This is a genomic window from Pseudalkalibacillus berkeleyi (assembly GCF_021608225.1).
GTDB lineage: Bacteria > Bacillota > Bacilli > Bacillales > Fictibacillaceae > Pseudalkalibacillus > Pseudalkalibacillus berkeleyi.
This window is the reverse complement of sequence record NZ_JAKIJS010000001.1, coordinates 2,540,747-2,553,376: the sequence shown is the minus strand read 5'-3', so window position 1 is coordinate 2,553,376 and position 12,630 is coordinate 2,540,747. Positions and strand designations below refer to the sequence as shown.

Here is a 12,630-nt window from a genome sequence, read left to right as displayed (position 1 = left end):
ACGATAAAATTGGAGTTTTGCACGATAAATTTCGAGTTTTGCTCGATAAATTTGAAGTTTTGCACGATAAATTTCGAGTTTTGCTCGATAAAATCCCAACTTTGCACGATAAATGCAATTTGATGAAGATTTGAACCTACTTTTTTATAAAAAAAGGGTGACTCGAAAAAGCTTTTTCGGGTCACGCCTCTCATGTTAAGTCCGTTCTACAACTTGTTCATACTGTTCATCAGTCAATGCGACCCAGTGTCCTGGTGTCACTTCGCGAAATGAAACATCTTCTTCTTTCACGTTCAGGTCTTTTGGATTATAGTGCGTACGCTTTCGGTTTCGTTCATAGTCAGGATCTGGCCTCGGAATTGCAGTTAAGAGCGACTGTGTATACGGGTGTATCGGGTTTCGGTATAGTTCATCACTTTCTGCTAGTTCGACGAGTTTTCCGTTGAACATAACTCCAATGCGGTCGCTAATGTATTTTACCATCGAAAGGTCATGGGCAATGAATAAGTAGGTCAGTCCTTTTTCTTTTTGAAGCTTTTTCATTAAATTGACGACTTGAGCTTGTATGGACACGTCGAGTGCCGAAATGGGCTCATCGGCAATGATGAACTCTGGGTCAACAGCTAGTGCACGCGCAATTCCGATTCTTTGGCGTTGTCCACCACTGAATTCGTGAGGATAGCGACTGGCATGTTCACGATTCAATCCAACAGTGACGAGTAGATCATATACTTTTTCCATTCTTTCAGACTTATTTTTGGCTAGCTTATGGATGTCGATGCCTTCTGCTATAATGTCTGCAACTGTCATCCGCGGATTTAGTGAAGCATAAGGATCCTGGAAAATCATTTGCATTTTACGATTGAATTTCAACATGTCTTTTGAGTTCTTCTTACCGTGAACATTTTCACCCTTGAAAATCACTTCGCCACCAGATGCTTCGTACAGTCGAATGATCGTTCGTCCAGTCGTAGATTTCCCTGAACCAGACTCCCCAACGAGTCCGAATGTTTCTCCCTTGTATATGTTAAATGAAACCTCGTCAACGGCTTTGACGACATTCCCCCGACCGGTCTTGAAATGCTTCGATAGGTTCTTTACTTCAATAATCTTTTCTCTATCGGCTGCCATTCGGTTCACCTTTTTCTTGACCTTGTTTTTCTTTAAAATGTACCATTCGTTTCTTCACAATTTCTGGAGGTTCGACCTGTGGTGCGTCCTTATGAAGGAGCCACGTCTTAGCAAAATGAGTTTCAGAAACTTGAAACATCGGTGGTTCGTACTCAAAGTCAATCTTCATCGCATAAGGACTTCGGAGAGCAAATGCATCGCCCTTTGGTGGATTGACGAGATCCGGTGGTGAGCCTGGAATGGCTGTCAATTCCTCTTCCTCAGTTGTCATATCAGGCATCGAGCCAAGTAATCCCCAAGTGTATGGATGTTTCGGATTGTAAAAGATTTCGTCTACCGTTCCTGTTTCAATGATCTGTCCCGCATACATGACAGCGACGCGGTCTGCAACGTTCGCGACAACACCAAGGTCATGGGTAATGAAGATGATGGAAGTACCCATTTCCTCTTGCAAATCGTTCATCAGTTCTAGAATTTGAGCTTGAATGGTTACATCAAGCGCGGTTGTAGGTTCATCGGCAATGAGCAACTTAGGTTTAGTAGCAAGAGCGATCGCAATCATTGCGCGCTGTCTCATCCCACCTGAAAATTCATGTGGGTATTGGTTGATTCTTTTTTCGGGCATAGGTATGCCGACTTTATCAAGTAGCTCAATTGCGCGTTTTCTCGCATTTGATTGTGAGATTTTCTCATGCTTTTGTAAGCCTTCAGTAATTTGCTTTCCGACTTTCATCGTTGGATTTAATGACGTCATTGGATCCTGAAAAATCATTCCGATGTCTTTTCCGCGAATGGCTTCCATTTGCTTATCGGATTTATGGACGAGGTCTTCCCCATCAAAAAGGATAGAGCCGCCGACAAATTTACCAGGGGGCATCGGAATCAGTTTCATAATCGATTGGGTTGTTACACTTTTTCCAGAACCAGATTCACCTACGATAGCGAGTGTTTCACCTTTACGCACTTCGAAATTGACGCCTCGCACAGCTTTTACCTCACCAGCATGTGTGAAAAAGGAGACTTCCAAATCTTTCACTTCTAAAACTTTATCCATAAGGTTCACTCCTTTCATTTCTCGTTTTCTTTACTTCCGTAGTTTCGGATCGAGAGCGTCTCGCATACCGTCACCAATCACGTTGAAGGCAAATATCGTTAAGCTGATAAAGGTCGCAGGGAAGAACAATCTCCAAGGATAGTAACGCATTGCTGGAAGTCCTTCACTCGCCATCGTTCCCCAGCTTGCAAGTGGTGCTGGAACGCCTAATCCTAAGTAGCTTAAGAATGCTTCAGTAAAGATCGCATTCGGAATCGTGAGCGTCATTGTAATAAGAATCGGTCCCATCGTATTAGGAATGAGATGCTTGGACATGATTCGATTCGTTTTGGCCCCTAATGTTTGAGAGGCTAAGACGAATTCTTGATTTTTCAGTTGTAAAACTTGCCCACGAACGATACGGGCCATGTTGATCCATCCAGTAATAGTCATGGCGATGATCATCGTTGTCAGTCCAGGTTCTAAAACAACCATGAGTAAGATAACGAGAAGGAGGTAAGGGACTGCCCATAAAATATCGGCCGCTCGCATCATGAGTTCATCCAATCGTCCGCCTCTATATCCGGAAATACCACCCCAAATGACCCCGATGAACAAGTCGATGATTGCTGCTGAAAATCCGATGAATAAAGATATTCGAGCACCTTCCCATACACGGGTGAACACATCTCGTCCAAGGTTATCGGTTCCAAACCAGTGTTCCGCACTGGGTGCTTCATTTACGGCTTGAAGGTTGTTGGTTCTATAGTCGTAAGGTGTAATCATCGGTCCGATAATCGCCATTAACAATAGGAGAATGAGGATGACGACACCCGTTAAAGCGAGCTTGTTTTTACGAAATCGCCTCCACACATCCTGCCAGAAGGAGAGGCTTGGACGGGTAATTTTTTCAGCATCATCTGCTTTCGTATCAACGAGCGTCAAATAGTCTTTTGGTATGTCTTCTATATTAAGTTCGTCTTGTCGCATATGTGTTAATCTCCTTTCGTCCCGGCAATTTTGATACGTGGATCAATGAGCCCGTATGCGATATCGACTAGGAGAATGGATACGAGTAGTAATACGCTGAAAAAGACGGTTACACCCATAATCGTTGTGTAGTCACGGTTTGTGATGCTTGTGACAAAGTGCATGCCGAGTCCTGGGATTCCGAAGATTTTTTCAATAATGAAACTCCCTGTTAGAATCGCTGAAATGAGCGGTCCCATATAAGAAACAACGGGTAATAGCGCATTTCTGACTGTATGGCGCAGTATGATCATATTCTTTCCGATACCTTTTGATCTTGCTGTACGAATGTAATCATTACTGAGCACTTCAAGCATGCTTGAGCGTGTTAGCCGGGCAATAAAGGCCATTGGCGTTGTTGCAAGTGCGAATGCAGGTAACACCGAATGCATGAATGTATCCCAACGTGCGACAGGAAATAATCCGAGCTGCATCGCAAGAAAATATTGAAAAACAGACGCGATGATGAACGAAGGGACTGAGATACCAAGCACGGCAATGATCATAGCGCCGTAATCCTGCCATGAATTATGTTTCAAAGCGGCAATTGTTCCTAATAAAATGCCAAATGCAACGGCGATGAGAATTGCTTCCATCCCGAGATAAAAAGACACTGGAAATCCGTTGTTAATTAAGTCGTTAACCGTTTGCCCTTTGTACGTAAAAGAAGGACCAAAATCCCATCGTGCGATTGAAGTGAGATAGTCAAGATATTGCATATACCAAGGCTGATCTAAGCCATAAAAAGCATTTAGATTCGCCTTTATGGCTGGGGGCAGTTCTTTTTCACCTGTAAAAGGACCACCGGGAGCAGCACGCATCAACCCGAAAGTCGCCGTAATGATAAGGAACAGAGAAATGAACATAAATAAAATGCGTTTCAAAATATAAACGAACAACGGAACCACCTCCTTAAATGATGGTGTCAGGCACCTTTTTGGAACCCCTGGGACTCAAGGGTTCCTGAATGGAGCCTGACACTTCTGATAAAGTGAAGAGAAGTCTAGCTTCAGCGCACAGGTGCTCGAGGTCGCTTCGATTCCTCACGTTTTCTTTACTTAACCGATGCCCATTTGAACTGAGCGTCTCCGAGTCCTGATAGGACCACGTCTTGTAAGTTTTCATTTTGTACCCATGTGTTCGTGTAGAAATAAATGGGTGCAATCGGCATTTCGTCCATTAAAATTTCTTCTGCGTCTTTAAGCATTTTTAAACGTGCTTTTTCATCTGTTTCTGTTGCAGACTTTTCAAGTAGGGAAGCGAATTCATCATTGTGCCAGCGTGTATCGTTGTTCCCGCCTTTTTCTTTATATAGCTCGAGGAAGTTGATTGGATCGTTGAAATCACCAAGCCAACCCATTCGTCCAATTTGGTAGTTCCCGCTGTGTAATTTGTCGATATAAACCTTCCACTCAGCGTTACTCAACTTCACATTAACGCCAAGGTTCTTTTTCCACATATCTTGGATGGCTTGTGCGACCTTTGCGTGTGACTCGTCGGTATTATACGAGAGTGTAATCGCAGGTAGATCAGCAACGCTTCCGTATCCTTCTTCTTTTAATCCCTTTTCAAGCAGTTTCTTCGCTTCGTCAACTTCATTGTCTTTGAAATAACCCTTCTCATTTTCCTCGATCATGGTTGGAGGGACAGCTGCCATTCCAGGGATCTGTCCGCCTTTGGTGATGTTATTAACAATCGCTTCACGGTTGATCGAGTACGCAAATGCCTTACGGATGTTCACGTTGTTGAACGGCTTTTTCGATGTGTTGAATTTGTACCAATACGTACCTGCAATCGGTTCGATATTGAGGCGTTTTTCATCTTTTAATGATGGGATTGCTTCTGTTGGAAGGTTACCCATTGGAGAACCCGCCCAGTCCAGCTCACCATTATCAAACATGCTTAATTCTGTATTAGGATCGTTGACCATAATCATCTCGATTTGTTCAAGATTTACAGCCTTTGCATCCCAATATTCTTTATTCTTTTTAAGTATAATTTTGTCGTTGTGTGCCCATTTATTCATGACAAATGGTCCATTGGACGTGTAGTTTTCACCTGCGTCTGTGTACCATTTTGGGTTTTCTTTTGCGATTTTGCTGTTGACTGGGAAGTACGTATAGAATGCCGTCAGCTCTAAGAAATAAGGTGTTGGGTTTTCTAACGTAACTTCAAGCGTCTTCTCATCGATTGCTTTTACACCGAGTTGATCAACAGGCGTTTCGCCCATGTTTACCGACTCACCATTTTTTAAGTAGTAGAGTTGATATGCATACTGTGCTTCGTTCTTAGGATTGATGGCCCATTTCCATGCGTATTCAAAATCCTGCGCGGTTACTTTATCACCGTTAGACCATGTTGCATCACGAATTGTGAATGTGTACTTTTTCAAGTCTTCCGATTTCTTAACGTCTTTTGCCATTGCATTTTCAGGCTTTCCGTCCTTACCTATTCGTGTTAAGCCTTCAAACGTTTGAAGGAGTACGCCTCCGGACGTCGTATCGTTTGCAAGACCAGGATTCAATGAAAATGGTTCAGTGTTGATATTGACTCTAATCTTTTGTTCTCCACCTTCACCACCACCATCGCCGCCACCTGGGGCACAAGCTGCTAGTACAAGCGCTAATGTTAGTAGAAGGCTAAATGCTGTGAAAATACTTTTCTTTTCAGATCTACGTTGTTTGAACACGTCATTACCTCCATGTTTGTTAATCATTTCACTTTAGTATCTCTCTGAATGGGGAGGTACTATGCACAAAAAATGAATTGAACTTGATTTTAAAAGTCGGATTTTGCATATTGTGAACTTCACATTGATTTGAGAAAATATGGAGAAATAAAAGCTAGAATTGTTGTTTCATAAAGGGTTCTGTAGTAAGCTAAAAGAAGTAAAATTCACACAATATTGAAGAGATTGAATTCATAAAGTATACAAGCTGTTCATATAGTATATTGAGTAAGCGAACGGCACGGAGCGTAGGGGGACCTTACTCATAGGAGAAGGCATCGCATCTAGAAGGTGTGGTGCCTTTTCCTGCAAACACAATGAGGTGATAGAGATGAATGTGAGAGGAAAAGTGGCTGCGTTATTAGTTGCGGGATCACTTGCAGTTGGAGCAGGTGGTACATACGCTGGCATGTCTTTGTTTTCTGATGATGGACAAACGCAGTCTCTACTGGAGAAAGCAACGGAAAACGGTAAGAATTTGAATGCCGGTGCCTCAGTATCCGAGGAAGAGTTCGAAAAGATTGAAAAAACGTATAAACTCATTTCTGAACAGTACGTAGAGGATGTTGACAAACAACAGCTCTTAGACGGAGCCATTCAGGGGATGGTGAACACATTAGATGATCCGTATTCCGTTTACATGGATCCGAACACCGCTAAACAATTCAATGATACGCTCGAGTCTTCATTTGAAGGGATCGGTGCTGAGGTGACAATGATGGATGGATATGTGACCATCGTTGCGCCATTCGAGGATTCACCTGCCGAAAAAGCTGGATTGAAGCCGCATGACCAAATCGTATCGATTGATGGGAAGAGTACGAAAGGCTTAGACCTTTACGAAGCTGTCTTAAAGATTCGAGGTAAAAAAGGAACAACGGTAAAGCTCGAAGTGAAAAGAGCAGGTGTCAGCAACACGCTCCAAGTAGATGTAAAGCGTGATAAGATTCCGATTGAAACGGTTTACTCAGAAGTAATTGAAGATGACGGTAAGAAAGTCGGACACTTGAAGATTACGTCGTTCTCTGAAAATACAGCTGATGACTTTGCAAAACAGTTGAAGGCACTTGAAAAGAAGGATATTGATGGGCTTGTCATTGATGTTCGTGGTAATCCAGGTGGATTCTTGCAAAGTGTAGAGAAAATTGCACAGCATTTCATCACGAAGGACGATCCAATTGTACAAATTGAATCAAGAGCCGGAGAAAAGCAACGGTTTTTCTCAGATCAAACGAGTAAAAAAGACTACCCTATTGTTGCTTTAATTGACGGAGGAAGTGCTTCTGCTTCAGAAATATTAGCAGCAGCCTTAAAAGAAGCAGGCGGTTATGATGTTGTTGGTGAGAAATCATTCGGTAAAGGGACTGTACAACAGGCAGTTGAAATGGACGATGGAAGCAGCATCAAACTGACGATGTTCAAATGGCTGACGCCAGATGGAAACTGGATTCATAAAAAGGGTGTTAAACCGACTATTAAAGTCGAGCAACCAGATTTCTACCGGGCAAACCCAATTACGATTGAAAAACCATTGAAGTTCGATATGACGGGTGAACAAGTGAAAAACGTTCAAACGATGTTGAAGGGTCTTGGGTTTAACCCAGGTCGTGATGATGGTTATTTTGATGAAAAGACAGAGACTGCTGTCCGTGCATTCCAAAATGCAAACGATCTTAAAGCATCTGGCAATGTGGACGAAGAAACAGCTACTATGATGCAAACAAAGCTGCTAGAAAAGATTGATAGTGGAAAGAATGATCAACAGCTAAAAGCAGCGATAGAAGTTCTCTTTGGCAAGTAAAAGAGCAGGATAAAATCTATATCTGTCGAATATATCCGTAGAAGATACCCCTTCTACGGTTTTTCTTTTGGGTTACTTGAACAAGCTATAACTTTCCACAAATGGTGGACTTCGACGTAGTGGGAAAGTTTACGAATTCAGTATAAGGGCAACTAGGACACAATCGTCGCTTAAGCTTGGTTTCGTCAAGTTTTCTTTAACTCGGGCGAAGAGTATAGGAGGAGCTATATATGAATGTTGGGGATATATTATATCAACTGTTTGCGTTTCTCATTTTGATCGGATTGGTTTTAGGGATTGTTTTTGTTGTGAAATATATGCGGGGAAAGCAGCGCTCAATGGATCAGATGAATGAAAAGCTTGATCGTTTAATAGAAGAAAAACAGAAAGATTAGTGTTGGGGGCAATGTTATGCAGGAAATTTTATGGAGTTTTATAAAAGGAATGAGCTGGTTTTTTCTCAATCCTCTTTTTTATGTCATCCTTATCTTAATTGGTATCCATGCAGTCACTCGTGTGAAGCGTGAACGGAGTGATTTTCATGTGCGGATCCATGATACGCTGGACGACTTTTCGAAGGGGATCTTTCCAGGTCTTTTAATCGGGTTCATTTTCTCATTGTTAAGTGTATTCGCTGGATTATACCTTCCATTTGGCGTAATCGCGGTAATGTCAGCATTCTACATATTGCTTGGATTGACACTACGTAAAAATCTATTTCATCCCGTATTCGCAGGTTTGCTGACATATGTAGTAGCGGCTTATGTTCCGGAATTTAGTACAGGCGTTGGGCTGATTGATACGTGGATGGGTGAACTGCAAACAGCTTCACTTGGCATGATCGCGTTGCTCGTTGCCGCACTTGTTGTTGTAGAAGGCATTCTAATCATGTCAGTTGGCGCACAAAATACGTCACCGATCTTATTACGAGGAAAAAGAGGGAAAGGCATTGGCGCACATGTCATTAGTCGGATTTGGTTAGTCCCATTGTTCGTACTCGTACCAGGAGGCGCAATCTCAACGTCAAGCTGGTTTCCGATGTTGCAAATGGGTGAAGTGAGTGTAGGAATTGCGCTCGTACCGTTTGCTATAGGATTCCACCACGTTGTATCCCAATCGATGCCAGAACCAGTCGTTAAGAGTATCGGGTCTCGATTCATGTGGCTCGGCGTCATTTTACTTGCAGCGTCCATATTGCTCATTTCTTTAGACTTTGAGTCGTTATCGATTGTAGTGGTGGCGCTCGCTTTTGTTGGGCGTAATGCACTGATTTTATTCTATCGAAAGCTTGAAGTGGAGAAGGCTCCGTATTTTTCAGAATTAAAGGAAGGTTTACGTGTGCTTGGCATCATACCAGGTTCTCCTGCATCAAAAATGAATGTATCAATCGGAGAGCGAATTGTGAAAGTGAACGGTCGTACGTTGGATCGAGTTGAGGACTTTTACGGAGCGGTTCAAAGCAATGCGCAGTTTTGTAAAATGGAAGTCTTAAATGAAAATGGAGATGTTCGGTTTGTGCAGCGTTCGTTGTATGAAAATGAACATCATGAGCTAGGACTGCTCTTCGCACAGCCGGAAAAAGCGAAGCGACGTAAAGTCGTTGGATGATGTGTCCTAAAACCGCCCTGAGGGGTGGTTTTTTTCGTTTGGTGAGGTGGTTAGTTGCGGTTATCGTGCAAAACTTGGATTTTATCGTGCAAAGTTGGGAATTTATCGTGCAAAACTTGAATTTTATCGATCAAAACTCGGAATTTATCGTGCAAATCTCCAATTTTATCGATCATCCCAGTTTGGGAGCACATATCTTGTACCTTTATTCTTCCCAATGACTTGGAGGTCCATCGATTGTAAAATCCGTCGAGCCATGAGCTGTGAAGGTAGTCCGGCAAACCACTGGAACTCAGCAGCACTAATCGTGGGACCCAGTAAAAGTTTGTATTCCTTTAACACTTCAATGTGAGCATTCTCACGGTCTATCTCACATTCTGAGCATACCCAGCGACCTTGTTTTCGCTTGATCGCCAATTGTTTACAAGCTGGGCAGTAGATTCCTGTGCGTAAATCTTCCTTAATTAATTTGTATTTTTCCATTACATCAGGTACGTATGGGGTGTGCTTTTTTATAAATAAGCGGGAGAGTTTGCGAATCTGTTCTTTTTTCATCACTTCTATTGGATGTGCATTTTTGAGATCTTCTATTGCGAAATAAATGTTGGCAGCGGGTGTTAAGTTTGTGGGGATATGTGCTGAAGGTTCGATAATCGTTGAAGGATTACTGATAACGATATGGTGTTTAATTGGTATCTCTGGGAACTTGTGTTGGTCGAGCCACCTTTTCAATTTTTCCTTCTGCCACTCAACCTGTAAAAATGGATTCAGAAAGCCTTCTTCCTTACCATCAAGCGTTCGAATCATTTGTTTTACATCATCAAATTTGACTCTTCCGGAAATGTTTTTCACTTCCACAATGAGGATGAATGTTGGCGTCAAAATTACTGTATCCATTTGAAAAAAGTGAAGGGTATCAAATAATCTGAGGCCATTAAAAATCGAGGTTTCTTTTGGGGGAAGGTATGCTAAGTAATAGCCAAGAGTGAGTTCACCACGATATCCTGTTTTGTGTTTTGCTAAATCTATTTCAATCAATGAAAAATTCGGATGTGAGGGAGGGCATCTGTAGGTCAGGGCGGTTAAAGCTGGAATCCATAGAGGTTCTTTACGCGGTAACTTTATCAATAAATCAACTCCTATTCCTTAATGGTTCAAATTGAGCATTTGTCGAATAACCATATTATACATAGTGTGTAAGGATATGGGGAGGGGTAATATGCTAATCAGTGTTGTAATGAGCGTATTTAATGGGGAAGATTACTTGATCGAAGCTGTGGAAAGCATCTTAACGCAATCATACAAAAATATAGAGTTCATTATCGTCAATGATGGTTCAACCGACGGTACCCAAGACTTACTTGACTCCATAAAAGATAACCGAGTCCAGATTATTCATCAAAAAGAAAACAGGGGGACACCAATAGGGTTGAACTTGGCAATTAGTATGTCGAAAGGAAATTGGATTGCGATACAGGATGCTGATGACATCAGTATGCCTACGAGAATTGAACATCAAGTGAACTTCATAAAGCAGAATACAGATGTTCGGATTGTTAGTTCCCTTGTCGAATGTATCCCTGGTAAACAAAAAATTCCCTTAAGACAACTAATCAATATGGCGTCTGGTTTTAATTATAGTCAGTCCCATCAGGAGATTATGGACAACAGATACTTAGGGTGTCCATTTTGTCATGGTTCCGTGATGTATTCGAAAGCCCTTTTTTACGAAGTTGGTGGTTATGATCCAGACTATCGTATTTGTCAGGACTATGATTTGTGGTTAAGGATGCTAAATAAGGATAGGGCTTATAAACTGCCAAAATGTTTGTATCAGTATCGTGTTCACCATGGTTCAATTAGTCAGAGAAATAACCTGACCATGTATATTCAGATTTGGAAGCTCATTACGAGTGATATTATTAGGCAATTTGTTAAGAAAGGTATCAATCATCCTACATTTATCATTATTGGTTCAAAGGAAAATTGTAAAAAATATGAGGAACATGTGGTGATGGATAGCCAATTTCAAATTGTTGATTACTTATACGATCCAAAACCGGTAGAACTAAATTCCAATCAGGTCGATGCCATCATTTTTTTAGACACTAACCGTTATAACAGGATGTTTAATCAACTAATCCAAAATGGATGGACTAAGAATCAAAACCTCTTTAAAGTTTGGACGGATTTATAATTTAACTATACAAGTACCCCGCCCAAATTTTAAATAAATCCTTATTCCATTCCATCCCTTTCCTTTGTAATGTCTGAAATAATGTCTGAAATAATGTCTGAAATAAGGTTAAGAACTGTACGCCTTCAAGTAAAATGACCGCATCAATGTTACCAGCCAAATAATCCTGAAAAATTTTCTGTTTCGTATTTTCACTTACTTGAACGATGTATTGTGCAACATTAATATGGCAGACTTCAGCTGTGCGCTTGAATTCTCTGCATGCATGATCATTTCCAAGAACAGCAAACTTTGGAACGAGGCCTTTGTTGTTTTCCGATACAATAGATTTAATGTGTTTTCCTACGACAATCCAATCTTCATTTATTACTCCGTCATTTCCCTTGCTTATAGAATCATCATGGATGCGATACTCATATAAAACTTTTGGCAATTTATGAAGAGGCCCTTCTTCAAACATCCTCATCCAAAGGTCATAATCATAGCATATTTGATAAGTAGGATCATAACCGCCGATTCTTTGGAAAACTGCTTTTGAAAACATGACTGACCCATGGCATAGTGGATTAATGTAAAAACGGTTCAATCTCATATGTTCTGGATCAACTAAAAAATTACCATGTTCTTCTCTTTTTAGCTTTTCCTTTGGAATTTCTAAACGTCCACTTATGCATGCTTTCAACGCCCCAACAGCAACAATATTTGGGTGGTCAAAAACATATTTCACTTGTTCTTCTAATCTCGTAGGAAGACTTCTATCATCAGCATCTTGGATCGCAATCCAATCGCCCTTCGCTGTACTAATGCCTTTATTTAAAGCATTTGCTGAACCAACATTTGATTCTAAATGAATGACTTGGACTCTATTATCATTAATTTGACTTAATATGTATCTTGTTTGATCTGTTGAGCCGTCATTAACAATAATCAATTCGAAGTTACGATAGGTCTGCTGGAGGACACTATCGATTGATTCTTTTAAATAATTTTCACCGTTAAAAACCGCCATCACTACAGATACAAGCATGCGTGAAACACCTCCTCAGCTCCATCAATATATGTAAGTTAAAACTAATAAATGAAAACCATAAATTTACAAAAAA

Annotated in this window: 11 protein-coding genes; 4 read left to right on the top strand and 7 right to left on the bottom strand. The window is 41.2% G+C overall.

Features of this window, described 5'->3' with window-relative positions; genetic code table 11:
- Nucleotides 1-195: 195 nt before the first annotated feature.
- From L2716_RS13400 to L2716_RS13380, 5 genes are all read right to left on the bottom strand, one after another.
- Entirely contained in the window at nt 196-1,131 is a 936-nt protein-coding gene (locus L2716_RS13400) for an ABC transporter ATP-binding protein (RefSeq protein WP_236336427.1), read from the bottom strand.
- Nucleotides 1,118-2,185: an ABC transporter ATP-binding protein gene (locus tag L2716_RS13395; protein ID WP_268963990.1), complete on the bottom strand. Its 1,068-nt coding sequence runs from the start codon at nt 2,183-2,185 to the stop codon at nt 1,118-1,120. Before L2716_RS13395 ends, L2716_RS13400 begins: the two co-directional genes overlap by 14 nt.
- A 30-nt stretch (nt 2,186-2,215) precedes the next feature.
- Complete coding sequence (locus L2716_RS13390) at nt 2,216-3,133, bottom strand: ABC transporter permease (RefSeq protein WP_408005326.1); 918 nt, start codon at nt 3,131-3,133, stop codon at nt 2,216-2,218.
- Between the two features lie 26 nt (nt 3,134-3,159).
- Entirely contained in the window at nt 3,160-4,059 is a 900-nt protein-coding gene (locus tag L2716_RS13385; protein WP_408005325.1) for an ABC transporter permease, read from the bottom strand.
- 188 nt (nt 4,060-4,247) lie between these two features.
- Nucleotides 4,248-5,882 (bottom strand): peptide ABC transporter substrate-binding protein, encoded by a 1,635-nt coding sequence (locus tag L2716_RS13380; protein ID WP_236336405.1) that lies wholly within the window; start codon nt 5,880-5,882, stop codon nt 4,248-4,250.
- 376 nt (nt 5,883-6,258) lie between these two features.
- On the opposite strand from L2716_RS13380, the gene L2716_RS13375 reads away from it, so the two are divergent.
- The 3 genes from L2716_RS13375 (at nt 6,259) to L2716_RS13365 (ending at nt 9,330) form a co-directional block, all read left to right on the top strand.
- The gene (locus L2716_RS13375; RefSeq protein ID WP_236337876.1) at nt 6,259-7,722 is read left to right on the top strand and encodes a S41 family peptidase; all 1,464 of its coding nucleotides are present in this window, start codon (nt 6,259-6,261) and stop codon (nt 7,720-7,722) included.
- A 230-nt stretch (nt 7,723-7,952) separates the two neighbouring features.
- Nucleotides 7,953-8,117, top strand: a complete 165-nt coding sequence (locus tag L2716_RS13370; RefSeq protein ID WP_236336401.1) for a DUF4083 family protein — start codon at nt 7,953-7,955, stop codon at nt 8,115-8,117.
- 16 nt (nt 8,118-8,133) lie between these two features.
- Nucleotides 8,134-9,330: a PDZ domain-containing protein gene (locus tag L2716_RS13365; RefSeq protein ID WP_236336390.1), complete on the top strand. Its 1,197-nt coding sequence runs from the start codon at nt 8,134-8,136 to the stop codon at nt 9,328-9,330.
- A 165-nt stretch (nt 9,331-9,495) separates the two neighbouring features.
- Here the strand turns inward: L2716_RS13365 and L2716_RS13360 are convergent, their stop codons facing one another.
- Nucleotides 9,496-10,368: a nuclease-related domain-containing protein gene (locus tag L2716_RS13360; protein ID WP_236337875.1), complete on the bottom strand. Its 873-nt coding sequence runs from the start codon at nt 10,366-10,368 to the stop codon at nt 9,496-9,498.
- Between the two features lie 181 nt (nt 10,369-10,549).
- On the opposite strand from L2716_RS13360, the gene L2716_RS13355 reads away from it, so the two are divergent.
- The gene (locus L2716_RS13355) at nt 10,550-11,527 is read left to right on the top strand and encodes a glycosyltransferase family 2 protein (protein WP_236336388.1); all 978 of its coding nucleotides are present in this window, start codon (nt 10,550-10,552) and stop codon (nt 11,525-11,527) included.
- A 1-nt stretch (nt 11,528) separates the two neighbouring features.
- On the opposite strand, the gene L2716_RS13350 is transcribed toward L2716_RS13355, so the two are convergent.
- Entirely contained in the window at nt 11,529-12,554 is a 1,026-nt protein-coding gene (locus tag L2716_RS13350) for a glycosyltransferase (protein WP_236336379.1), read from the bottom strand.
- Nucleotides 12,555-12,630: the final 76 nt, after the last annotated feature.